This is a genomic window from Desulfococcus sp. (assembly GCF_050178255.1).
Lineage (GTDB): Bacteria > Desulfobacterota > Desulfobacteria > Desulfobacterales > Desulfococcaceae > Desulfococcus > Desulfococcus multivorans.
The window spans coordinates 31,480-56,316 of sequence record NZ_JBFXGG010000014.1; the positions used below are offsets into that span (position 1 = coordinate 31,480).

The window sequence follows — 24,837 nt, forward strand, 5'->3', positions numbered from 1 at the left end:
CGCGCGTCGTTTGGAAGAGGCCCGCCCCCGGCCCTGTCGCATCGAACGTCGTCTCATCAACCCCTTTGAGTGGATTGTGGCATATCATGGGGTCTCTGTTCGATCCACTCCTGTTAGTTGGGTGCGATTTGTTTATGGATGGTGCGCGGGGTGACAATCTTGAACCAAATTGTAGGAAGCGGAAACATTGAATTACAGAACAGATCCCGTTGCCGGATGGTGGCTGCCGGATGAAAAAATTCCTGAAACTGAACCTGAAATTGGAAATGGCGTCCTCAAAAAATCGATATTCGCCGTAAACCGGCCGGTTATGGTGGTGGTGAAGGATGGTCGTCTGGCCGTCACCAGGGGCGGTTATATTATGCTTGGGGGAGATACCTCCCCAAAAACCGATGCGCTGCCGCTTATGGCGTATGTGCCGCCGCTCCATCCGAGGCAGTTGGGGAATGCGGATTTCAGGCGACGTTATGGGCTTGATTACGCGTATGTCGTGGGTGCCATGGCCAACGGCATCACCTCGGTGGAGATGGTTGAGGCGGTGGGAAAGGCGGGAATGCTCGGATTTTTCGGAGCGGCGGGGCTATCCATCGAGGCTATTGAAACGGCTGTCGACCAACTTCAGCGCAGGCTTCCCGACGGCCGCTTCGGCGTCAACCTGATCCACAGCCCCAGTGAACCTGACCATGAAGCGGCCACCGTGGCGCTTTTCCTTCGCAAAGGGGTAAGACTCATCAGCGCGTCGGCATTTCTAGGGCTGACGCTGCCGTTGCTGCATTACCGGATCAAGGGGATTCATCGAGATGAGAACGGGAACGTGGTTTGCCCCAATCGCCTGGTGGCCAAGGTTTCCCGCGTGGAGGTGGCAGAGAAGTTTCTCTCGCCGCCACCGGCAAAGTTGGTGGCAAAGCTGGTGGCCGAAAGGAAAATCTCTCCCGAAGAGGCTGAACTGGCCCGATTGGTTCCGGTGGCCGACAGCTTGACGGCCGAAGCGGATTCCGGCGGTCATACGGACAATCGGCCGGCTCTCGCGCTTCTCCCCACCCTGATTGCCGTTCGGGATCACATGGTGGAAAAATATGTTTATCAGCACCCGATTCATGTGGGATTGGGCGGCGGCATCGCTACCCCTGCATCAACGGCGGCCGCGTTTGCCATGGGGGCGGCCTTTGTATTGACCGGGTCGATCAATCAGGCCTGTCTGGAAGCGGGAACCTCAAAGAAGGTTCGGGGAATGTTGGCTGAGGCACGACAGGCCGATGTGGCCATGGCTCCCGCCGCCGACATGTTCGAGATGGGCGTGAAGGTCCAGGTGCTCAAGCGGGGCACGATGTTTGCTCAGAGAGCCGCCAGGCTTTACGAGCTTTATGTGCGGCACGATCGGTATGAGGATATCCCGGCCGAGCAGAGAGCACTTCTTGAAAAGGACTATTTCCGGTGCAGTTTCCAGGCTGCATGGGAGCAGACCCGAGCTTTCTTCAGTCGCCGGGACCCGCGCCAGAACATTCGCGCGGAGAAGGATCCCAAACACAAGATGGCATTGGTGTTCCGATCCTATTTGGGTCAGTCGTCCGGGTGGGCCGTCACGGGGGATCCCACGCGGGTGATCGACTACCAGATCTGGTGCGGTCCGGCCATGGGGGCGTTCAACGAATGGACGCGAGGGACGTTTCTGGAACGGTCGGAGCAACGAGACACCTTGACGGTGGCTTTGAACCTGATGCTGGGCGCCAGCATCATTACACGGGTGAACTGGCTTCGGAACCAGGGCGTCGATGTGCCTCAGACCCTTGCGAAATACACCCCGCTCCCCCTGTCGGAACTTTTTGAAAAACTCGATCAGCGTTTTTAAAATTTCAAGATAATCAAGGTTGATGGATTTGACAGAAACGAACACACCCAGCAGAAAAGATGACCTCATCGCCGTTATCGGCATGGGATGCCTGTTTCCCAAAGCTTCCGGATTGAAAGCATACTGGCGACTGATCGTTCGCGGCCAGGACGCTATCGACGAGGTGCCAGAGACCCATTGGTCGCCTTCGGATTACTTCAATCCGGATCCCAAATTCCCGGACCATGTCTACTGTACCCGCGGCGGGTATCTCTCACCCGTGCCGTTCGATCCAACGGAATTCGGAATTCCGCCGGCCTCCCTGGAGGCGACGGACACCTCTCAACTCCTGGGATTGGTGGCGGCGCGTCTCGCGCTTGAGGATGCGGGATACGGCGGCGGACGAGAGTTCAACCATGACAGGACCAGCGTCATCCTCGGGGTGACGGGCACCCAGGAACTGGTCATCCCACTGGGCGCCCGACTGGGTCATCCGATTTGGCGACGCGCCCTTACGGCATCCGGCATTTCCGCTGAAAAAACGGCTGAGGTGATCGATCGTATTGCGGACGGGTACGTGCCCTGGCAGGAAAATTCATTTCCGGGACTTCTGGGGAATGTGGTGGCGGGGCGCATCTGCAACCGTCTCAATCTCGGAGGCACCAATTGTGTCGTGGATGCAGCCTGTGCGAGTTCCATGAGCGCCATGCATATGGCCGTGATGGAACTCAAGACCGGTCGGTCCGACATGGTGGTGACCGGTGGCGTGGATACGCTGAACGATATCTTTATGCACATGTGTTTCTCCAAGACGCCGATCCTTTCACCCACGGGGGATGTCCGTCCTTTTTCCAGGGACGCCGACGGATCGATCCTGGGAGAGGGGATCGGCCTCCTGGTTTTCAAGCGTCTTGCCGATGCCCAACTGGACGGCGACCGGATCTATGCGGTGATCAAGGGTATCGGCACCGCCAGCGATGGTCGATCCAGCAGTATTTACGCGCCTCGGCCGGAGGGGCAGATCAAGGCGCTTACGACAGCCTATCGAGAGGCTGAAATCAATCCCGAAACCGTCGAGTTGATCGAGGCTCACGGTACCGGCACGCGCGTCGGCGACGAGGTCGAGTTCAAGGCGCTCCGGGAGGTTTTCACGCAAATGGAATCGTCTTCCGGTCAGCAGCGAAAAAACTGGTGTGCCGTCGGCACCGTAAAGTCGATGATCGGACACACCAAGGCAGCGGCGGGTGCCGCCGGCGTCATCAAATCGATTCTCGCCCTTTACCACAAGGTTCTGCCGCCGACCCTCAAGGCCGAGATCCCCGACCCCCGGCTCGAGATAGAGGAGAGTCCTTTCTATCTCAGCACCTCTGTCCGCCCATGGCTGTCCACCGGCAGTCATCCGCGGCGGGCCGGCGTCAGCGCCTTCGGTTTCGGCGGCAGCAATTTTCACATGGTCCTTGAAGAGTATCCATCCTCGACACGTGAGCCGGCATGGGACGGATCTGTGGAGATCTTCGCCCTTTCCGGAGCCAGCCGTGAAGAGATCGCTCATCGACTCGAGGTGTTTCAGGGGGATATCGAGGACTTGCACGACGAAGACATCGCGGTCCTGGCAGCCCGAAGCCGGGCGGAATTTTCCGTGGGATCCCCTCATCGACTCTTGGTCGTCATCGAAAAAACCCTCGACCGTTTTGAAAATATAGCGAACGTCTTTTCGGAAGCCTTGAATACCCTGAAGGCGAACGTCAGGGAGACTATCTGGAATGTTCAGAATATCTTCTACGGCGGACCCGTAAGCGATTCAGGCAAGCTGGCCTTCGTTTTTCCCGGACAGGGGAGCCAGTACGTCGACATGGGCCGAGACCTGGTCTGCCGTTTCCCCGAAGCGTTGAAAGTCATGGACATGGCCAACGCAGTTGTTGATCGGCTGGGATTTCCGGGGGATCTCGTTTATCCAAAGCCCTCCCGAAGCCCGGCGGAGCGAGAAGAACAAGAAAATCGACTTCGACAGACCGAGGCGGCTCAACCGGCCATCGGCGCGGTGAGCCTGGCCATGGCGCGGATCCTGCAACGTTTCGGAGTGATGCCCGACAGCGTCTGCGGCCATAGCTTCGGGGAGTTGACAGCACTCTGCGCGGCAGGATGGATCGACGGCAAAACCTTTATGGATCTGGCCTTCACCCGGGGCAGGCTTATGGGTGCCGCGGGAGGCGGCACGATGACCGCGGTCAAGGCATCCCTGAACGAGATCGAGGACCTGATCCGCAAGCGGGGGCTCGATGTGGTTCTTGCCAATCGGAACACGCCGGACCAAGGGGTAATATCCGGTTCCGTCGACGCCGTGGAACAGGCCGAAGGCATCTTTCGATCTCTGGGGATCCAAATTCGACGCCTCCCCGTCTCGGCAGCGTTCCACAGCGATTTGATGGAGTCGGCCCATGCGCCTTTCGCCGAGGCTGTCGGGCGGACACCGATGCACCCTACCGACATCCGGGTGTTTTCCAATGCCACGGGGGGACCGTACCCTCTGAATCCCGATCAGGCCAGGAGACTTCTGGCCGATCAGATTCTGTCTCCGGTCGATTTTGTCCGGGAGATCAAAGCCCTTATGGATGCCGGGGTTCGAACCTTTGTGGAGGTTGGTCCCAAATCGGTCCTGACCGGTCTGATTCGGTCGATACTGAAGGGGTTGCACGTCAACGCCGTCGCCCTGGATGCCTCGTCCGGACGCCGGTTCGGCATTGCCGATCTGGCCAGACTTCTCTGCCATCTTGCGGTGATGGGGCATTCCGTGGCGCTGGAGCAATGGGAGACGAGAGCGCCCGAAAAACGGAAGCAACGGATGAACATTCCCCTCGTCGGCGCCAACTACCGCTCCCCCGTCAAAAAAAATCGACATCATGAGGCGGCTGGAAGCATGCCTGCGGTTGCCGATCGATCGAAAGCAACGGACAGTGCCGCTCCCATTGTCGCGGATATTCAACAGGCATTGCCTGACGAACAATCACCGGCCTTATCCGAAGCGGTTCGCTTCGAGCCGGATAAAACGCGTTCTAAAAACGAGAAGACAATGAACATGAAAAAAACACATCAGCCGCCGGTGACCGGAAATACCATCGGGGGATACTTGTCGGATGCCTTCAAAGTGGTCCAGGAGGGTCTGAAATCCATGCAGGCGCTCCAGATGCAGACCGCCGAGACCCATAAACGCTTTCTGGAAACCCAGGCTCAGGCCAACCGCACGCTTCAGGAGATGATGGAAAGCACTCAGCGTCTTGCCGAGGCTTCCCTGGGGAGGACGCCGATTGAGCCGACCCAGCCCTTCACGGCGCCGCTGCCGTCACCGACAACGGCATCCACGGCATCGGTCCCTCTTCAGGATGATACTGTGAAGCGGGCGGCGGTTTCGTCGTCGCCCTCACGAGCGCCGGCGACCGTTATGAAATCGGCGTCGGTGACCGATGCCGTATCGCCGACGCGTCCGGTTTCACCTTCTGACGGCAACAGACAGGCCGGAATCGAAGCCGCCATGCTGGCGGTGGTCGGTGAATTGACGGGCTACCCGGTGGAGATGATCTCTCTGGATATGGACATCGAGGCGGATCTGGGCATCGACTCCATCAAGCGAGTCGAGATTCTATCGGCCTTCGAGGAGAAGATGCCCCATTTACCCCAGATATCTCCCGAGATCATCGGGACGATGAAGACCCTGGGGCAAATTGTCGAATATCTTGTGGGCTCCGGCCCGGAAACAGATATATCATCGGCGCCGACAGACACGGAACCGGGGAACCCTTCGGCATCTCCCACAGCCATGGCAGCGGATCAGATCACATCGGTCCTTTTGTCGGTGGTGAGCGATCTGACGGGCTACCCGCCGGAGATGATCTCGCCGGATATGGACATCGAGGCGGATCTGGGCATCGACTCCATCAAGCGAGTCGAGATCCTATCGGCCTTCGAGGAGAAAATGCCCGGGCTGCCGCCGATCGCGCCCGAAACCATGGGAACCCTGAAAACCCTCTCGCAGATTGTGGATACCCTATCGGAGGCTTCAGGGGGGGGCGCTTCTACGGCGGAGGTGGTGGAAACGTGTGAGGCGGCCATGCCGTCTGATACCCCGGCCGCTGCAATCGACACGCAACAGATCACATCGGTCCTTTTGTCGGTGGTGAGCGATCTGACGGGCTATCCGCCGGAGATGATCTCGCCGGATATGGACATCGAGGCGGACCTGGGCATCGACTCCATCAAGCGTGTCGAGATCCTATCGGCCTTCGAGGAGAAAATGCCCCATCTCCCGCCGGTATCTCCGGAGATCGTAGGCACGCTCAAGACGCTCGGCCAGATCGTCGCCTATCTGGAAAACGGCGTCGAATCCGGTGAGACGGTTCCTTCGGTCGATGCGATCGAGATGGAAACGCCGCTTTCCCGTTCAGAGGTCCCGAGCGGTGAAAGCGACATGAATGAGCCGGTCCGCAGCGCGGTCTCGCATGACGATGCCGGTCCAGATACCGATGCCGACCGGACGGACCCGGTTCAAGTTGACAAAAAGATCGTTGTCCCTGTCCTCAATCCCCTTGAAGCGGCTGATCAGATCCAGATTCCCGATGGAAGATGCATCTTCATCACCGAAGATGCCGCAGGACTCGGCAGGGCCCTGGCCGTCGCTCTGGAAGCCTGTGGGTTTCAGACGGTTGTCGCCTCGCCCAAGGAACTTCCGGAATGGCAGGATGTCTGTCCCGCGGGCGGTCTGGTGATTCTGGCCGACGCGTGGGCCGACCAGGACGGCCGCTTCTTGCAGGAGTCCTTTGCGCTCGCGCGTCGATTGGGGCCGGACCTTTTAGAATCCGCCGGACAGGGCGGTGGGGTGTTCACCGCCGTCAGCCGTCTGGACGGAGCGTTTGGATTCAAGGGGGGCGGTGTCGCGACACCCTTCCAGGGAGGATTGTCCGGTCTGGTGAAAACCGCTGCTCTCGAATGGCCGGGGGTATGCTGTCATGCCCTCGATATTTCACCTGAATGGGATGACATAACCGAAATTGCCGAAGCCGTCGCCCGGGAGGTGGTTCAAACCGGTCCGGTGGAAGTGGGACTGGATCGCGAATACCGATGGGGGCTCTCCATGGAACCCGCCGAATATCCTCAGGGAACACTGAATCTGAATCCCGGGGATGTGTTGGTGGCCGCAGGCGGCGCCCGGGGCGTCACAGCCGAGTGTCTGTGCGCCCTTTCCAGGCGGATTCCCCTGACCTTCGTGCTTCTGGGACGATCCCCCATGCCGGAACCGGAGCCTCAGTGGCTGTCATCCTTAACGACGCCCGCGGAAATGAAGCGCGCCATCATGGAACACCAGTTCACCGACAAAACGCCGACGCCGGCTCAGGTGGAAGCGACTTATCGCAGGGTCATAAACGGCCGGGAGATTGCCGGGGTGATCCAGAGGCTGACGGCGGCCGATGCCACGGTTCACTATGAATCCGTGGATGTCCGGGACGCGGAGGGCGTAAAGCGGGTTCTGGATGCGGTACGGTCCGAACACGGTCCTGTCAAGGCATTGGTTTACGGCGCGGGTGTTCTGGAAGACCGACTTATTGTCGACAAAACTCCGGAACAGTTTTCCCGGGTATTCGAGACCAAGGTCGGCGGTCTGGAAGTTTTGATGGCTGCGCTCGAAAAAGATCCCCTGTCATATCTCATCCTTTTTTCATCCGTTGCCGCGCGGATGGGCAACAGGGGTCAGGCGGATTATGCCATGGCCAACGAAGTCCTCAACAAGATAGCCCAGAAGCAAGCGTTGCTCCGGCCTTCCTGCCGAGTCGTTTCCTTTAATTGGGGACCGTGGGCCGGCGGCATGGTGTCGCCCGAACTGCGGCGGGAATTTGAACGCAACGGCATTGACCTGATCCCTCTCAAGGCGGGTGCAGCAAGCATGGTGGCCGAGATGGCCGGCCGGCCGGGCGGGCCGGTCGAGATCGTCATGGGCAATGGTCTGTTACCGGTGAATGCGAAGGGTCTACCCGAGAATGAAACCGAAAGGAGCGCTGGAAACGTGCCGACACCGGAAGTCCTGAGCCCCATGAGTCTTTTGTTCAAGCGTGAGGTGGATATCGAACGGTTTCCCGTGATGGGGGCTACCGTTCTGGACGGCCAGCCGGTCTTTCCCTTTGCCCTCATGGCTGAATGGCTGGGGCACGGCGCCCTTCATGACAATCCGGGGCTCTATCTTCACGGCCTGGACGATATGCGGTTGGTGAAGCGCATCCAGGTGGGAGAGGGGCGTAAACTGATCCGTCTCATGGCCGGAAAGGCGCGACGAAAGGGCCTGGTGTACGAGGTCGACGTGGAACTCCGAAACGGCGTACAGGAAGATCATGGCGAGGTGATTCATTCCCGAGCCCGGGCCATTCTGACGGAGTCGCCTCATCAGGAACCGCCGTTTTTCAGCCCTCCGCTGGACATCCGGGTGAAATCCTACGCCAAAAGCATGGACGAGATCTATGAAAAGATCCTCTTCCTGGGAGAGGATCTTCGGGGAATACAGGAAATCATGAGCTGTTCGCCGAAAGGCATCATCGCCAAGATCATCTCGGCGCCCCCGCCGGATCGCTGGATGGTCGAGCCGCTTCGAAGTCGATGGATCGGCGACCCCCTTGTCCTTGATTCGGCTTTCCAGATGGTCACGGTGTGGTCTCATGAGCAGAAAGGTATGTTCAGCCTGCCCAGCTGCGGCGCAGCCTATCGCCAATACCGAAACGGCTTTCCCGAAAACGGGGTGACGGCGGTGTTCGAGGTGACGGCCGCCGACGACGATAGTGTTACCGGAAATTTTACTTTCCTCGACGTCAACAATGAGGTAGTGGCCCAGCTGATCGGGTATACAGCGGTGATGGCCAATCCGAACGGAACATCCTGACGATCTCGATTTTCGGGAAAAGCAAACCGCTCATCCTGATGTATGAAGCATTACCGCTGTTATTCGCATCGGAGAGGCGCCCGGTCGGGTGGGCGGGGAGACGTGCTCACCCCCCTGATCGGCTCGTGGGAGACGGGCAAAGGTTTGGGGAGTGGATCTAACGGCTCTCGAGGATCAGCGTCATCGGTCCGTCGTTGACAAGAGAGACATCCATCATGGCCCGGAATCGGCCGGTTTCCACCGGGATTCCGTGCGCATGCGCCGTGCTGATGAAATGATCGTAAAGAGCTTCTGCTTTTTCCGGCGGGGCCGCCTGGGCAAAGGAGGGGCGTCGCCCCTTGCGGCAGTCCCCATACAGGGTGAATTGAGAGACCACAAGGAGCGCGCCGCTGATATCCAGTAGGGAGCGATTCATTTTGCCCGCCTCGTCTTCGAAGATTCTCAGGTAACGGATTTTGTCCAGGAGGTATTCGGCATCCCGAGGGGTGTCGTCCCTGGAAACCCCTAACAGCACCAGGATGCCTCGGCCGATTCGGCCGACCATCCGGCCCTCGACACTGACGGCGCTTTCTTTCACGCGCTGGATTACGGCCTTCATGTCAGGATCGCTTTTTCATGAGCTCCGCGAAGGGATTGTTGAAAGGTTCGTTTCGTTTCCGGCGGTTTTTTCCGATTTCCGGCTTTTCAGTGGACTGTTTACGCCGGGGCTTTTGCTTTCCGGCAACGGCGGCGTTTCCTGAAAATCCGGATTGTTTCTGCTCATTCGAGGCCGACCGCATGGAAAGTGCGATTCGGTTTCGTGCCAGATCCACGTCCAGGACCGTCACCGTCACGCGCTGCCCCACTTTGACAATTTCCCCCGGGTCCTTCACGAAGCGATCCGCCAATTCACTGATATGCACGAGACCGTCCTGGTGAACCCCCACATCGACAAAGGCGCCGAAAGCCGTGACATTTGAGACGATGCCGGGCAATTTCATCCCCTGGACGAGATCGGAGGGTGTTTCGACACCCGGAGCAAAGGTAAAGGGTTCGAAAACCTTTCTCGGATCCCGTCCGGGTTTGGCCAGTTCTTCGAGAATATCCCTGAGGGTGGGAAGTCCCACCGTTTCCGTGACATACAAAGCAATGTCGATTTTTCTTCGCAAGTCCCCCGACGCCATGAGATCCGACACGGTGCAGCCAAGGTCGGCGGCCATCCGTTCCACAACAGGGTAGCTTTCGGGGTGGACCGCACTGGCATCCAGAGGGTTTTCGCCGTCGCTGACGCGGAGAAAGCCGGCGCATTGTTCAAAAGCCTTGGGACCCAAACGCTTGACCTTCTGAAGCGTTGTCCGTGACCGAAATGGACCGTTTTCGTCACGGAAGGCGACGATGTTTTTCGCCAGTTGGGGACCGAGACCGGACACATAGGTCAATAACTGAACGCTGGCTCGGTTGACGTCGACCCCGACGCCGTTGACGCAGCTCACCACAACGTCATCCAGGGCCGATTTAAGGGCCCCCTGATCGACGTCGTGTTGGTATTGGCCGACACCGATGGATTTTGGGTCAATCTTGACCAACTCCGATAAGGGGTCCATGAGCCTCCGGCCGATGGAGACGGCACCACGCACGGTCAGATCCAGATCCGGGAACTCCTCCCGGGCTACATCAGAGGCGGAGTAGATGGAAGCGCCGCTTTCGTTGACCATGACGACAGGGAGGTCTCGGGGCAGGTCGAGACCCCTGAAGAATGATTCGGTTTCACGCCCGGCCGTCCCGTTGCCCACGGCGACGGCCTCGATCTCAAAATCCCGGCATAGCTTTCGGACAAGATTCGTTGCGCGTTCCGGCTGATGAAGGTAAACGGTGTCGTGATGGAGAAGCTTTCCCTGCCGATCGAGGCAGACGATCTTGCATCCGGTCCGGAATCCCGGATCGACCCCCATGACCCGTTTGGGACCGAGGGGGGGCGCCAGAAGAAGCTCTCGCAGGTTTTCGGCGAAGACCCGGATAGCCTCGGCGTCGGCGGCCTCCTTGGCGGCGAGCCGAACCTCCGTCTCCATGGAACGGGAAAGGAGGCGTTTGTAGCTGTCGGCCACTGCCGTCGCGATCTGATCGGCCGCGGCGCCGGAAGTCTTGATAAAGCGATGTCTCAGAAGGGCCAGGGCATCCTCTTCCGGCGGCGCGACGATGAGGCTGAGGATCTCCTCGTTTTCTCCCCGCCGCATGGCAAGCACCCGATGGGACGGGGCGGTTTTGACCGGCTCCTCCCAATTGAAATAGTCCCTGAATTTGGCGCCCTTTTCCGCCATTCCCGGGAGGACCTCACTCCGAAAGACCCCTTTTTCGAAATACAGATTCCGAATATCGGCCCGGGCCTCCGCGTTTTCATTGATCCATTCGGCGATGATGTGGCGCGCACCCAGAAGGGCTTCCTCCGCGGTTTCGACCCCGCCTTCGGGGTTCACGAATTCGGTGGCCGCTGTTTCCGGATCGGGTGTGGACTGTTCGAAAATCGTTCTCGCCAGGGGCTCCAGACCCTTTTCGCGTGCAATTGTGGCCTTGGTCCGACGCTTTGGCCGATAGGGGAGGTAGATATCCTCCAGAACCGACAATGTCTGTGCCGCGTCAACGGCGTCCCTGAGATCGTCGGTAAGGTGGCCGTGCTGTTCCAGGGATTTCAAGACAGCGGCTTTCCGGTTGTCCAATTCCTCCAGCGTTTTGAGCTGATCGCGAACGGCGGTGATCTCGACCTCATCGAGGCTGCCGGTGGCCTCTTTCCGATAACGGGCGATGAAGGGAATGGTGGCGCCCTCCGCGATCAGGTTTGCGACGGCATGGATCTGAGCCGTCGAGATGCCCGTGGTTTCCGTGATTTTCGACAGGTGCTCTGAATTCATTAAAGGTCCTCTATTTGAAAACAGGGAGGTTAACTGAAGCCTGAAGGTCCGACAAACGCCGTCCGCTTCGACCTTCAGGTTTGGGCCATTGGATATTTCGCATCACTCGAAAATGTAACGAGCTATAAAGCAGGGACGCCGACAAAGTCAAGGGCCGAAAGGCCCCCATTGACCCCTGTGTGCTGATCTGCTATGAATTCCCTTGGTTTATATCAATCTTAATTGCACAGGTATCAAGTCATATCCGTCGGCACCTGATCGAAGGGGGCGTGATGGTGACGCAGGCAGCCGGCCCTTATTTCGCGCCCAAAGCCTTTCGCTGTCTTGTCAAAACGATCCGGTCGGCCGGATTCCCCATTCTGCCCTACCACAACCAGATTTCGACCATGAGGGAGTGGGGATGGGTTTTGGGGATGAAAACCCGCCGAATCGATGAAGCCGGTCTGAAGGCGGTTATGATGTCCCACACTTACGAATGCATCGATGATGATTCTTGACCGATATATCCAGCGCGAGATTGCCAAGCCGGCCGTGGTGATTTGTACGATTCTGGTTTTTGTTTTCGGCTGCTACATCGCCGCCAGGTATCTGGAGGACGCCGTCGAGGGCCAGCTGTCTGGAATGGTGGTTTTTTTTCTCATTGTACTCAGAATTCTCATCGCTTTGGAAGTGTTGCTTCCCATGACCCTTTACCTTTCGGTGATCATCGCGTTGGGTCGCCTGTACGGGGACAGCGAGATGATGGCGATATCCGCCTGCGGCATCGCCACCGGTCGCGTCATGAGATCTGTTTTTCTGATGGGGATTCTCGTCGGAGGGGTCACGGCCTGTTTTTCGCTGCACATAAGGCCTTGGGCCTGGGAACGATTCTATGAACTGAAGGCGAGGGCGTTGGTGAATTTCGACCTGACGCGGATGCAGGGGGGGAATTTTTATGAAATTGAAAACGGCGATCGGGTGATCTTCGCGGACCGCGTCGACGGTCAGGCAAATTATGCCCGAAAGATATTCATTCAAACACGGCAGGACCGCGAACTCCAGATCATTTTTGCACAGGAGGCCAGGCAGCGCAGGGATGAAAAAACCGGGAGGCCGGTCCTGGAATTCAAGGACGGTTATTTTTATGAATTTTCCACGGTCAAAAATCAGGGGCGCATCATGCATTTCGGTACGTCGATGATCCGCATGGAACCCCGGGACCCTCGGCGGGATTTCAAGATCAAGGCCGCAACGACCGCTTCACTGGCCGGTTCGGAGGATCCCGAAAAGATCGCCGAACTCCAGTGGCGGCTGTCGTCGCCGTTCTCGGCGGTGCTCCTGGCGCCTATAGGCGCCGCTCTTGCACGTTCTTCGCCACGTCGCGGTAAGTACGCGAAAATGCCTGCAGCGGTGGTGGTGTTCGCGATTTACTACAATCTCAGCGCCGTCGCCAAAAAATGGGTCGGCCAGGGGGTTCTCACCACCTTTCCCGGCGTGTGGTGGGTTCAGATTATGATGGCGGTGCTGGTGGGAGCGATCTTATGGCGGCCCCGCATCACGATATTCCGGAAGGCGTGATCGTGTCCGGACGTACGGCCAGACGCTGCGTCCCGTCTTGAATGTGAAGGATTTGTATCGTTATTGAAAATTATCGATCGTTACATCAGGCAGCGATTTCTGCAGAGTTTTTTTCTGATCATCTTGATTCTCGCGGTCCTGTTCAGTTTTTTTGAATTCCTGTCCCAGCTGGACGATGTGGGACGCGGCGACTACCGTCTGGCCGATGCCGTCCGCTATGTGGCCCTGACCCTGCCCAAGCGTCTCCTCGATCTGATGCCCATCAGCACGCTGCTGGGCGGCATCATCGCCCTGGGGATGTTGGCTGACGGCAATGAACTTCTCGGGATGCAGGCTTCCGGGATTTCGGTCAGGCGGATATCGATATCGGTGTTGGGCGCCGGACTGCTGTTGATGGTCGGAGCGGGCGTGCTTGCCGAAATCGCCGTGCCGATCTGGGAGCAGGAGGCCCGCAATGCCCGCGCCCAGGCCATTGCCGGTGCAGACGTCACGGTCGTCCGTCAGGGGTTCTGGGCGCGGCGAAAGACCGTTTTCATCCATGTCGACCAAATGCTGAGCCACGGTCTGGCAGCCGATATCGACATCTTTGAATTCAATTCCAACGGACGGCTGGAGCGTCTTATCCAGGCCCGATCCGCCGATATCGGTGACGACAAGCAATGGATCCTGCATGGCGTTTCAATGAAACAGATTACAGAACAGGGTTTTTCATCAACAGAAGTCCCGTCGATGACACTGGATTCCTTTCTCAGCGCGGAACAGATCGACCTGCTCACACTACCCCCTCATAGCCTCTCCACCCCTGACCTGACGCGGTACATCCGGGCTCTCGACGAGAGCGGCCAGAGCGTTGCGCCTTATTCACTCGCCTTGTGGCGGAAACTCGGCATGCCGTTGACCACTGGGGCCATGGTCCTCTTTTGCCTCAGCTTCATCTTCGGATCCACCCGGAGTCAGAGCGCCGGATACCGTATTACCATCGGGGCTTTTGTGGGGATCTCTCTGTATCTGCTCGATCGGTTGAGCGTGAACCTGGGATTGCTTCTGAACATTCCGCCATGGGTTACGGCAATGGTGCCGGTCGTTGTTATATCCGGCGTCGCGTTTTGGCGGTTGAGGGCTGTTATGTAAAGCGGATCGATACGCTCAGTGTTTTGAACTTGCCATGTGCATGCACCGGTGTGCCTCCGTGAAAAAATAATTGCCGACCGCGGCATAAACCCGTTCGGTCGTCACCACTTGCCAGCCGCCGCAGACGGGGCGGATGTCGTGGATGGCGTAGCGCGCCCGTCGCTCTGGGGTTCGGCCCAGAGCGGATGCCGACGGCATGCCGGCGACAAGAGTCGTACCTGAGGCTGTTTTCAATATCCTGTGGGTATGTTTGTGGGAATGACCATGAAGAATCATCTCGATGCCGTATCGCCCGATCAGACACTGAAGCGCGGATGCGTCCGTGAGACGCTTGCGGTGGCTGACGATGTCGGCCAGCGGGGGATGATGAATGAGAATGACGCGGAACAACCGCCGGCCGGCGGCAGCTTTCAGGATGCTTTCCAGACGCCTCAACTGGAAATTTCCGATGGTGCCGGTGGCGAGATGCGGCGGGGTGGGATGGGCCGTGTTCACGCCGATCAGGAGGACCGATCCCCGGAGTCGCACTGTTGGAAACAGATTCGGGGAGCCTGCCCATCTCTCCGGCGGATGAGAATCGTCCGAGGCCATGTAGCTCTGCCAGAGGACGAAGCCTCGATGCCGGTCCGCCCCGGTATACGCATCGTGGTTTCCGGGAACTACGGTAACCTGGGAGGGGTCACCGAGACGCTCCAACCATCTCCGGGCGTTTTCGAATTCCTGGGACAGACCCAGATGGGTCAGGTCGCCGGTTACGGCGATATGATCCGGCGCTATCCTTGCAAGATCTTCCCGGAGCGCGGTGAGTATCTCCTCCCTGTGTTCGGCGCAGCGGCGCAGCCGCCATCCCAGATACCCCAGGATCCGCTTGCCGATGAGATCGCGCCAGGAAACCCGGCATCGCCAGGCCATGTGAGGATCGGAAACGTGGGCCAGAAGGAATCGCGTCCGGGCGACGAGGCCGATATCGGTCCGGGAATCGTCCTGGGCCGGCGGTGGGTCGTAAAGCGGCATGGTTCCATCTATACAGGAATCGAAAACGATTTGCAAAGGCTTGCGGACGTCTGAATGGAGAACCGTTTTGATTTGGAATTGACATGTCGGCGCATCTTTCCCTATATAAGGCGGTTCACTGGAGAAAGGACCGAAACCGGAAACGCGATATCGATGTTCTGAGCGCGGCGCGGATAATCGGATATCTACCCTGACGATATGGGCATTAAACATTTATGAATGCATCGGCTATGGACCTGTTCCTCTGTTTTGTCGGAAAAACCACCGTTCGTATCTGGGGGCTGACGCCTCGTCGGCGAATCTTTCGTGTGCTGTCGGCTGCGGGATTCCATCCCGTTGAGGTCGATCCTGCCGACCTTCGGGAATGCGCCGCCGTGTTGCTGTTTCGGGGTGACTACCTGATCGACGACCGCCTTGTCAAACAACTGGCCCGGACCCGGGACACGATGCTGCAGATCGACGACGGCGGACGATCTATTCCGGTGGCGGCCCATGTGTCCGCCGGCCTTGCCACCCGAATCTCCGAATATATTGAAACCGGAGCTGAAGATCCGTCGATCCGCGAGCTTCGGATCGAGACGCCGGAAAGCCTCTCCCTCTCGTTTCAGGCCGGCCTCCTCAAATTTGATCCCCCCTTCGTGCTGCAGGTATCGGCGGAGCGGCGACACGCTCTTGAGCGTCGGCTTTTCGACTGGTCTTATAAGGGCGTCACCGATGTCATCACGAAATGGGTCTGGCCTGTTCCGGCCCGATGGACGGTTGGCTGTTGCGTCCGATGGGGGATCCGGCCAAACCATGTCACCGCGGCCGGTCTCGTGCTGGTCGTGCTGGCCGGAGGGCTGTTTGCCTGCGGCCAGTACGGCTGGGGTCTCGTTGCCGGGTGGCTGATGACCTTTCTGGATACCGTGGATGGAAAGCTGGCGCGGGTCACCGTGGCATCCAGCCGTTTCGGCCATTATTTCGACCATTTGATCGATTTGATCCATCCGCCGGTATGGTACATGCTTTGGGGCATTGGATTGACGACCGACCAGGGAGGGTCCATGGGGGTTTCGATGACGGCCCTGTTATGGCTCATCGTGGTCGGATACGCGTCGGGACGTCTTGCGGAGGGCCTTTTTCAATGGGTTCTTGGACAATTCGGCATTTTCTGCTGGCGGCCTGTGGACTCCTTTTTCCGCCTCGTGACGGCGCGAAGGAACCCGAACCTGTTTCTGCTCACCGTGTCCGTCCTGGCGGGCCGCCCGGAGATCGGACTTTTGAGTGTGGCCGTCTGGACGGTAGTGACGAGTCTTTTCCTGTGGATGCGTCTGGTGTGGGCGGCAGGGACGAGAATACGGCGGGGGCCCCTGGTATCCTGGTTCACGGACGCGGATCGACATCGGTACGACAGGACACTTGCCTGGCGGCTTTTCACCGGCCGTACCACGGGATAACATGCAGGTTCCGATTCATCTTCTCGACCAGATTCGGGAAAGCGTCAACGGTGCGCCGTCGTCGGCCATGGATCGTCTGATCCAGGACATCTTCACACGTTTTGACGGGCATGTGCAGGGGATTCTCTTCTATGGATCATGCCTGCGAAAGGAAAATGCGCTGGATGGTCTGGCCGACCTTTATGTCCTGGTGGATACCTATCGCACCGCTTACCGGAATGCTTGCCACGCGTTCCTGAATCACCGGCTGCCGCCCAACGTCTATTATCACGAGGCGTCCTTTGACGGGTTGACCGTCCGTGCCAAATACGCAGTGATCTCCCTCGAGGATTTTCAGAAGGGCACCACCGACAGATGGTTCCATTCCTACCTCTGGGGACGTTTCTGCCAACCTTGCCGCATGATATACGCCCGCGACGCCGCAACAGCGGATGCCGTGGTCGCGGCGCTGGCACAGGCCGTCGTGACGTTTGTGTCCCGGGTCCTGCCCTGTATGCCGCCGGTGTTTACCGCCAGGGAACTCTGGGGGCGGGGGCTTGAGCTCAGCTATCGGGCCGAACTACGGAGCGAGCGGCCGGATCGGCAGGTTCGGTTGGTCGACGCGGATCCCGGTTATTTCGAAGCAGCCACCCGTCACGTCCTGGGGGGGATGCCCCGGTGGACGGCGGTTCCGATGGAGGCTGACGGTCGCTTCCGAACGAATATTCCAAAAAGCGCGCAATGGGTTGCCCGGGCGGCCTGGCGGCTGCGGACGGTCCAGGGCAAGCTGCTGTCGATATTGCGGTTGCTCAAGGCCACGATGACCTTCGAGGGCGGAGTGGATTATATCCTGTGGAAGATCGAACGTCACTCCGGCGTCACCGTGGCGGCCGAGCCCCGCCTGCGGCGACATCCGATCCTGGCTGCCGGGGTCCTGGCCTGGCGGGCCTACCGAAGCGGCGGTTTCCGTTGAAGCCCGAGGTGTCGGCAAACCGGTATCCACAAACGGATATCACGGGAGAGAACATGAAGAGAGAAGAGAACAATATGACGTTATCCGTCTGCTTTTTTGCGGAGAGCCCTGTCAAAATATGGGGTATGACATGCCGGGAGCGCATGGTGCGGGTTCTGGGGGCCATGGGCGGCGTTCGCATCGTGGCTGACCTTGCCGTGCTTCATGCCGATGCGCCGGTGCTGATCCTCAGGGCCGACCACCTGATCGACGATCGGCTGATCCATTACCTGGCAGCAACCCCGGACATGCTGCTTTTAAATGAAGACGGAGGGGAGAAGACGGCTGTCGCGGCCCATGTGTCCGGCAGCATCGCCCATCAGACCCATACCGCCATGACGGATCCTGAAAAGCCTTTGCCGCCCGGTGTCCGAATCCAGACCCTGGACAGCCTGGCTCTCTCTTTTCAGGAAAAATTACGAAAATTCGATCCCCCTTTTGTCCTGCCCGTCTCAGCCGATCGGCAAAGACGCCTGGAACGAGGGCTGTTTGCCTGGTCCTACAAGGGCGTCACCGATCTGGTGACCAAATGGGTCTGGCCCCATCCGGCCCAATGGGCTGTCCGGCAGTGTGTGCGTCTGGGAATTCAGCCGAACCATGTCACCCTGACGAGTCTGATCCTGGTCGTCCTCGCGGGTGGTCTGTTCATACGGGGCCAATATGGTTGGGGGTTGGCAGTGGCATGGGTGATGACCTTTCTGGATACGGTCGACGGAAAACTGGCCCGGGTGACCGTGACCGCCAGCCGTTTCGGCCATTATTTCGACCATCTGATCGACCTTTTCAGTCCGCCCGTCTGGTATATGCTATGGGGTCTGGGGCTGAAATATGCTTATCCGGGCGGACTGTTCTATGCGCTTGACAGGGTCATCTGGCTGATGCTGATCGGGTATGTCGCCGGGCGTCTGGTGGAACTGACGTTTAAAAAATGTTTGGGCCGATTCGGCATTTTCTGCTGGCAGCCCATGGATTCCTGTTTCAGGCTGGTGACTGCCCGGCGCAATCCCTGCCTGATCCTCTTGACCTTTTTTACGCTGTGGGGGCGGCCGGATCTCGGACTGTTGGCGGTGGCTTTCTGGACGTTGCTGAGCAGCGTTTTTTTGTTGTTGCGGTTGGCATGGGCATCCCTGATCAGAATCCGGGAGGGGTCGCTGACCACTTGGTTTGTGGATGCACGCCGGTCGAGGGACCTGAACTCCCCGGCCGTTCGCTGGTTTATCCGCGGCACACCGGATTGAGATGGTTTTCTTTCCGGGTATCGAGTAGAAACTCAGCGATGGCGACGGCTCCTCTTTCCGCTGCCGTGCTTCCCGGCGCCGTGTGGAAGGTGTAGGCAAAAGCCTTCTGTTGGCTTTCCAGGAACTCTGGATGGGTGTTGAAAGCCTGTGACAGGGCTTCGCCCAACCCCGGGCGGACCGAATCCACGACACGTCCCAGCCCCCAGTGCCGATAGTAGGGATTGTTTTGCCACGCCACCTGGTGACCGTTGAGAAAGATGCAGGGACGGGGCTTCAGAAGAAATTCGTACACCTGGCTGCTGACGTCTCCGAGGTAGACATCCGCCCCGAGCATATAGGTCATATCGATGGAGGCATCGCTGCCCGTATCGATGTGAATGTTGGGCAGCCGACGGTATTTTCGGGGGAGTGAAGCCCGATGCCGCCGGCTTCTCTTGAAAAGCACCACGTGGGGTGCGAATATCAGGTTGAACGCCCTGTTTTCCGCAAAAAAGTCCAGAACGTCCAGTCCCATCGGCTTCCAGGACGACACGGATTGATCAAAATGCGGATTGTACACCACAATGGGACGATCATTCCTGAAAAGGCGCGGCCTTTCCGGCTTCAGGCCCTGAACGACCTCGAATTTCGGCCATCCGATCACGGCATAGCGATCATCCGACAGGTAGCCTAGACGCTGAAGTTGGTCTACATATTTTCGCCCCGGTAAAAGGGTGAAGTCAAAGGCGCCTGACTTGTCATCAAATCCACCCTCCCGATCTCCCGCGCCATGACGGGTGTGGATCATGATCAAGTCCGTGATGCCGTATCGCGTCCGCAGTTTCATGCAGTTCCGTTCCGGAGACACCAGCGCATCCAGCCCACGGAAAAAAGAAAGATTGTGCCGCAGCACCATTTTTTTGCGTAAAAACATCCACTTGGATACCACGGGATCGATGCATCCGTAATACCAGGGCGTCGACAGCAGTTGAAACGTGCAGCGGTGGCCGGGATAAAGGGACCCAATCCGTTTTGCAAACGTCATCTCTCGGGTGGAAGAACAAGCGACAAAGACCTCGATATTCCGATATTTTTTCGACAATTCAAATGCATACGGTACCGCATGCGGTACTTGATGCGGAAAATAATGATTGAAAAGAAACCCAACGCGCAACATTCCGGCGATTCTCCTTCATCTCATTTTTTCTGATGCCGCCCCGCCCTGGCGATGGTTCTGTGGGTATCGAAGCGTCTTTTTCTCATCCGGCGTCGCCAGCAGTTCGGCCATCCCCATGTGGAGCCGGTAGGCACGGTCCGCCGCCTCGAGGAGGGCGGTCTGATGAGAGATCGCCAGGATGGTGAGGCGTCCTTTCAACTGTCGCAGGGTTTGGCATATCTCGGCTTCCGAGGCGGGATCCAGGGCGCTGGTGGCCTCGTCCAGGATCATCAGCCGGGGACGGTGCACCAGGGCCCTCGCAATGGTGATCCGCTGTCGCTGTCCCCCTGACAGGCGGGCGCCCCGTTCGCCCACGACAGTGTGGATCCCGGCGGGCATTTCAGCGACAAATCCCCAAGCGCCCGCCTCGCTGAGGGCGCGTTGGGCGTCTTTCTCATCGAATGCCGGGTCGCCCAGGGTGACATTGACCATCACCGTATCGTGCAGGAGCAACGTCTCCTGGGGCACATATCCGATCATCCGACGCCATGCCTTGATGTCCGCCGCAGTCAAGGGCATGTCGTCGATCCATATGGTGCCTTCCCTGGGGGTCAGGAGACCGGTGATCAGATCCACGACCGTCGTCTTGCCGGCCCCCGAGGGGCCGATGATTGCCGAAAACGATCCCATGGGAAATGACATTGACAGATCTTTCAGGACAAACCGGTCCCCGTAACCAAAGCTGACGTTCTCGATACGGATCCCCTCTTCCAGAACCGGGGTGAGAGATCCGGTATGATGCTCCTTTTCCCGACGGGCTTCTTCGATTTTTGACCAGAGGGACCAGTAGGCGCTTTCGGCGATGACCATGGACTGGTACTCTTTCTGGGCCTTTTGAAGAGCCTTCAGGATCTTGATCAGCATGAAGATCATGACGATGACGGTGGCCATGGGCATCTCCCACCAGACCAGCGCGGCATAGAGTCCGAAGCCCAGAAAAAGGGTTATCAAGGGTTCCTGGAGGGCCTTCAAGGCCTCTTCACTGAAAACCTGCTTCCGGAGCGCCTTGTTGAGGCGTCGGGTTCGGGTCTGCAACACCGCATCGGCAAGGTTTTCACGAGCCATGGCCTTCAAGGGTTTGATGGACTGGAGCGTATCCGTCAGCTGGGACAGCAGTGATTTGAGCAGCTGCGTCTGACGGTTGCCGGCCGTTTTGGCTTTTTTGACCAGATGCCGAAGCGCGAAAAGGATGACGAAACCGGCCAACAGGGTCGTCAGGGTTTCCTGCCGTGCCACCATCAGGGCCACGACGGTGTAGACTGCGGCTTGCAGGGCCTGGGCCATGATTCGGATGCCGTAAAGATAGGCGTCGGCAGACCGCCGGGCTTCGGTGGCGAACGCATTGGTAAAACGCCCGATGGGTTGATGGACGTAATATTCCCACCGGGTCGTGAAGAGCGCGCGAATCAGATCGAGCCGAAGATCCGTCGCCACCCGGGAGACCATGTATCCGACCCTTTTGTTGGCTATGAGCAGGAGAGCGGCTTTCATCATGATGCACAAAACGAAAACGGCCAACAGAAGACCGATCGTGGGGGAAAGGCCGATAAGTTCGAATAACCGGATGATCGTCTGTTCCAGTGCGGGTTTTTGACCCGGCGACGCCTCGATCGCATCGGCGGGACCGCCTATGGCGATCCCCAGAAGCGGCAACAGCATTGTCATCCCGAAGCCTTCGGCAACGCCGGCCAGGAGAAGGGCAAGGAGGGTCAGGAGGCTTTCGCCGGGATAACGCCGGAAAAAAGTGATCGGTAAACGCATCGGAAGGTTAAGCGTAGTGTTTGAGGGCAGAATACGCGTCGCCGATCCGGTCGATCTGTGACCGGGTATGCTCGGCATTCAGGCTGCATCGGAGAAGCGCCCCGCCGTCGGGTGTCGCCGGCGGCAGCACCATGTTGACGTAGACGCCGCCTTCCAGAAGACCGTTCCAGGCGGCGAATGCCCGATCCACGTCGTCGAAACGGGCTGCGATGACAGGGCCGGGTTCGGGTCCCAGGCGGAACCCGCTCGTCTTCAGGCGTTGATAGAGATGGTTGGCGCCGTCCCATAGTCTCCGGCGCAGCTCCGGATGCGAACGAATGATCCCGAGCGCCGTCCGGGTGGATGCGATGATCGACGGGGCGGAGGATGCCGTGAATACATACGGCCGACTGGCATATCGGAGCAGATCGAGCTCCGGATGGTTGCTGGTGCAGAATCCGCCGATGGTGCCGAGACTTTTGCTGAAGGTGCCGACCACGAAATCGACGCTTTCCTCGACACCCGAAGCTTCCGCAAGCCCCCGACCGTTGGCGCCGAGCACACCCAGGGAATGGGCCTCGTCTACGAGCAGGTATGCGCCGTATTGCGATTTCAGCCCGGCGATTTCGGCCAGCGGGGCCTGGTCGCCCATCATGCTGTATAGTCCTTCGACGACGATCAAAACATTGGTGCGGCGTTTCTCCAGGCGCTTCAGACGCTTTTCGAGGTCCTCCGGATCATTGTGACGAAAGCGGATCACTTCGGCAGCTCCCAGCCGGCAGCCGTCATAAATGCTGGCATGACAATCGGCGTCCAGGAGGATCACCTCTCCCTGGCCCACTATTGTCGAAAGCATCGCCAGGTTCGCGATGTATCCGGTGGAGAAGACAATGGTGCCGCGTCGACCGAAAAAATCGGACAGCTCCTTTTCCAGCGCCAGATGGCCCGCCAGGGTGCCGTTGGCCATTCGTGATCCGGTGGTCCCGGTCCCTGCTTCCCGGGTCGCTTGACAAGCGGCCTGGATGCACTCCTGGTTGAATGACAAACCCAGATAATTATTGGACCCGGCCAGAATGACCCGGCGACCGTTGATAACGGCCTCGGTGGCGGAAAGCACCTCATCCATCACGATATTGAAAAAAGTACCCCCGGTTTCGGACATCCTCTGCCGTGTCTCGGCCAGCGGCTGAAACTTATCGAAAATTTTCATTGGAAATTCATGTTCCGGGTTGAGAGAGTTTCTGAATCTGGTGCATCAGATCCTGCACCGTGCGGACTTCCGGCAATATGCTGATGGGGATTGAGATATCGAAGCCGTCCTCCAGATCCTCGAGAAGCTTCATCACTTTCAATGAATCGAAACCCAGGTCTACCGTCAGGTCGGTCTCCATTCCGGCCGTCACGCCTTCGGGGACCAGCGGCTTCAGAATTTCCATGATCCGTTCATATACCTTATCGTCTATTTCCATCAATTTTTGAGCTTTCCTGTAGTGCCGACGCAATTGATCGACACTGTTTTCGTCCGGAGATGACTGCCGCCGTCTTTCGTCTGCGGAGATGATGGTTTTAACCGCTCTTTCTCGAGGCGATGCCGGATAGCGGTGGATTCCCCGGCCATCAGCGTTCGGCGAAACCCTTCGGAGAGGCTGATTTTGGGCGCCCATCCGGTGTCGGCGTTCAATGGGCCGTTGTCGGCTATCCAGTCGAGGTGATACATCTCTCTGACCTTTCCCGGCGTCAGCATCGGCGCTCGTTTCAGAATACGAGATCCCGCAAGATTGAGAACCGCAGCCAGCATCAGGACGGGACTCGGGATCCTGAAACGGCGAATGGGCTGAACGGCAACGGTTTCCACGACATCGACAATCTCCGGCCAGGAATAACCGCCCGTTCGGCCGTCGTGCAACTCATAGGCACGGTGGACGGCTGTTTTCCGCTCCAGAAGTCGGATCAGGGCGTCGGCCAGATCCGAGACGTAAAGCAGCGAGAGTCGCCTGTCGGCATATCCCATGACAGGGGCAATGCCCCGTTGCATCCATTCCAGAAGGGGGCGGATCTCACGGTCTCCAGGGCCGTAGACCGCCGGCGGCCGAACCACCGCCCACGGCATGCCGCCTGACAGAGTTGCCAGAATCGTCTCCCCTTTGCGTTTGCTTGCGGCGTAATCCGAAAGGCCGGGTTCCCGTGCGGCAAGTGAGGAAACCAGCAAAAAGCGGGGTTGCGGATGTTGCTGGGCCGCCAAATGGACCAGTCGTGCCACGCCGTCTGCATTGACACGATCAAAATCGGCCGAAGTTCTTCCTCGAACGACGCCGGCGCAATGGATCACCGCCTCGACGCCGTCGACCAGCCGCCGGAGACTTTCCGCGTCTTCCAGATCGCCCGTTACCCAATCCACTGAAATACCATCGGTTGATTTATGGATCGACCGGGGTCGGATCAGGGCCCGGACACGCCACCCCTGGGCCGAAAGGCGTCGCGCTACGGCACCGCCGATAAAACCGGTCGCACCTGTGACGGCGATAGGTCGGGATGGGGATCTCAAAGCAACCCCCATTCCGCCGCTACGTTGGCAGTCCTGCTAAACAGCCTGTCGTTGTCCGGGAGCGGCAGCGGCATGAGTGTTGCCTATGGACGACGATTGGGCGGCGATCTGTTCCAGGTAAACCTTTCGGGTGCCGTGACGGGACGGTTTTCCGGATGTCGTGCGGATCAGGGTGTTCCGAGGCACCAGTTCGATAACGCAGGCGATGCCCAACTCTTCACGGATGATTCGATTCAAGCGTTCGGTCAGTTCCTGACGCCGGGCAGGGTCGGATTCCCGGCACTGAATCATCACGATGGCTTTTTCCTCGCCGGTCGCAGAGAGGCACGAGAAGGCCGAGGCATCTCCTGTGCGGATTTCC

The 24,837-nt window shown here is 58.6% G+C and carries 16 protein-coding genes and 1 pseudogene; 8 read left to right on the plus strand and 9 right to left on the minus strand.

Translation table 11 applies throughout. From position 1 onward, the window contains the following. Positions 1-187: 187 nt before the first annotated feature. Together AB7S84_RS04725 and AB7S84_RS04730 are read left to right on the plus strand one after the other, a co-directional pair. Complete coding sequence (locus AB7S84_RS04725) at positions 188-1,849, plus strand: PfaD family polyunsaturated fatty acid/polyketide biosynthesis protein (protein ID WP_020876535.1); 1,662 nt, start codon at positions 188-190, stop codon at positions 1,847-1,849. A 28-nt stretch (positions 1,850-1,877) separates the two neighbouring features. Beyond that, positions 1,878-8,744, plus strand: a complete 6,867-nt coding sequence (locus tag AB7S84_RS04730; RefSeq protein ID WP_234979144.1) for a type I polyketide synthase — start codon at positions 1,878-1,880, stop codon at positions 8,742-8,744. Positions 8,745-8,901: 157 nt separating this feature from the next. Here AB7S84_RS04730 and dtd read toward each other — a convergent pair whose 3' ends face one another. Next, the gene (gene dtd, locus AB7S84_RS04735) at positions 8,902-9,342 is read right to left on the minus strand and encodes a D-aminoacyl-tRNA deacylase (RefSeq protein WP_020876533.1); all 441 of its coding nucleotides are present in this window, start codon (positions 9,340-9,342) and stop codon (positions 8,902-8,904) included. A gap of 1 nt (position 9,343) precedes the next feature. Then, complete coding sequence (locus AB7S84_RS04740; RefSeq protein WP_020876532.1) at positions 9,344-11,629, minus strand: Tex family protein; 2,286 nt, start codon at positions 11,627-11,629, stop codon at positions 9,344-9,346. A 272-nt stretch (positions 11,630-11,901) separates the two neighbouring features. Between AB7S84_RS04740 and AB7S84_RS04745 the strand changes: the two genes are divergently transcribed. From AB7S84_RS04745 to lptG, 3 genes are all read left to right on the plus strand, one after another. Continuing rightward, complete coding sequence (locus tag AB7S84_RS04745) at positions 11,902-12,126, plus strand: hypothetical protein (protein WP_020876531.1); 225 nt, start codon at positions 11,902-11,904, stop codon at positions 12,124-12,126. After that, positions 12,113-13,186 carry an LPS export ABC transporter permease LptF gene (gene lptF / locus AB7S84_RS04750; RefSeq protein ID WP_200809301.1) on the plus strand — a complete coding sequence of 358 codons (1,074 nt, stop codon included), beginning with the start codon at positions 12,113-12,115 and terminating at the stop codon, positions 13,184-13,186. The genes AB7S84_RS04745 and lptF overlap by 14 nt, the downstream gene beginning before the upstream one ends. 63 nt (positions 13,187-13,249) lie before the next feature. Next, a complete protein-coding gene (gene lptG / locus AB7S84_RS04755) occupies positions 13,250-14,317 on the plus strand; it encodes an LPS export ABC transporter permease LptG (RefSeq protein WP_020876529.1) in 1,068 nt (355 codons plus the stop codon). Positions 14,318-14,332: 15 nt separating this feature from the next. Here the strand turns inward: lptG and AB7S84_RS04760 are convergent, their stop codons facing one another. Then, complete coding sequence (locus AB7S84_RS04760) at positions 14,333-15,331, minus strand: metallophosphoesterase family protein (protein WP_020876528.1); 999 nt, start codon at positions 15,329-15,331, stop codon at positions 14,333-14,335. Positions 15,332-15,546: 215 nt separating this feature from the next. Here AB7S84_RS04760 and AB7S84_RS04765 point away from each other — a divergent pair, with 215 nt between their 5' ends. The 3 genes from AB7S84_RS04765 to AB7S84_RS04775 are packed head-to-tail and all read left to right on the plus strand — an operon-like array spanning position 15,547 to position 18,996. Further along, positions 15,547-16,767 carry a CDP-alcohol phosphatidyltransferase family protein gene (locus AB7S84_RS04765; protein WP_428153161.1) on the plus strand — a complete coding sequence of 407 codons (1,221 nt, stop codon included), beginning with the start codon at positions 15,547-15,549 and terminating at the stop codon, positions 16,765-16,767. Position 16,768: 1 nt separating this feature from the next. After that, positions 16,769-17,719 carry a hypothetical protein gene (locus AB7S84_RS04770; protein WP_428153163.1) on the plus strand — a complete coding sequence of 317 codons (951 nt, stop codon included), beginning with the start codon at positions 16,769-16,771 and terminating at the stop codon, positions 17,717-17,719. A 53-nt stretch (positions 17,720-17,772) separates the two neighbouring features. Further along, the gene (locus AB7S84_RS04775; RefSeq protein WP_428153165.1) at positions 17,773-18,996 is read left to right on the plus strand and encodes a CDP-alcohol phosphatidyltransferase family protein; all 1,224 of its coding nucleotides are present in this window, start codon (positions 17,773-17,775) and stop codon (positions 18,994-18,996) included. Here the strand turns inward: AB7S84_RS04775 and AB7S84_RS04780 are convergent. From AB7S84_RS04780 to AB7S84_RS04805, 6 genes and pseudogenes are all read right to left on the minus strand, one after another. Further along, the gene (locus AB7S84_RS04780) at positions 18,974-20,020 is read right to left on the minus strand and encodes a hypothetical protein (protein ID WP_428153167.1); all 1,047 of its coding nucleotides are present in this window, start codon (positions 20,018-20,020) and stop codon (positions 18,974-18,976) included. The genes AB7S84_RS04775 and AB7S84_RS04780 overlap by 23 nt on opposite strands. A gap of 147 nt (positions 20,021-20,167) precedes the next feature. Beyond that, positions 20,168-21,952: an ABC transporter ATP-binding protein gene (locus tag AB7S84_RS04785; RefSeq protein WP_428153169.1), complete on the minus strand. Its 1,785-nt coding sequence runs from the start codon at positions 21,950-21,952 to the stop codon at positions 20,168-20,170. Positions 21,953-21,959: 7 nt separating this feature from the next. Next, a complete protein-coding gene (gene spt / locus AB7S84_RS04790; protein WP_020876522.1) occupies positions 21,960-23,141 on the minus strand; it encodes a serine palmitoyltransferase in 1,182 nt (393 codons plus the stop codon). A 7-nt stretch (positions 23,142-23,148) separates the two neighbouring features. Beyond that, positions 23,149-23,400 carry an acyl carrier protein gene (locus AB7S84_RS04795; RefSeq protein WP_020876521.1) on the minus strand — a complete coding sequence of 84 codons (252 nt, stop codon included), beginning with the start codon at positions 23,398-23,400 and terminating at the stop codon, positions 23,149-23,151. Then, a complete protein-coding gene (locus AB7S84_RS04800; protein ID WP_200809302.1) occupies positions 23,400-24,476 on the minus strand; it encodes an NAD-dependent epimerase/dehydratase family protein in 1,077 nt (358 codons plus the stop codon). Before AB7S84_RS04800 ends, AB7S84_RS04795 begins: the two co-directional genes overlap by 1 nt. Before the next feature lie 36 nt (positions 24,477-24,512). Next, a pseudogene (locus tag AB7S84_RS04805) lies at positions 24,513-24,837 on the minus strand (fatty acyl-AMP ligase); the annotation flags it as partial.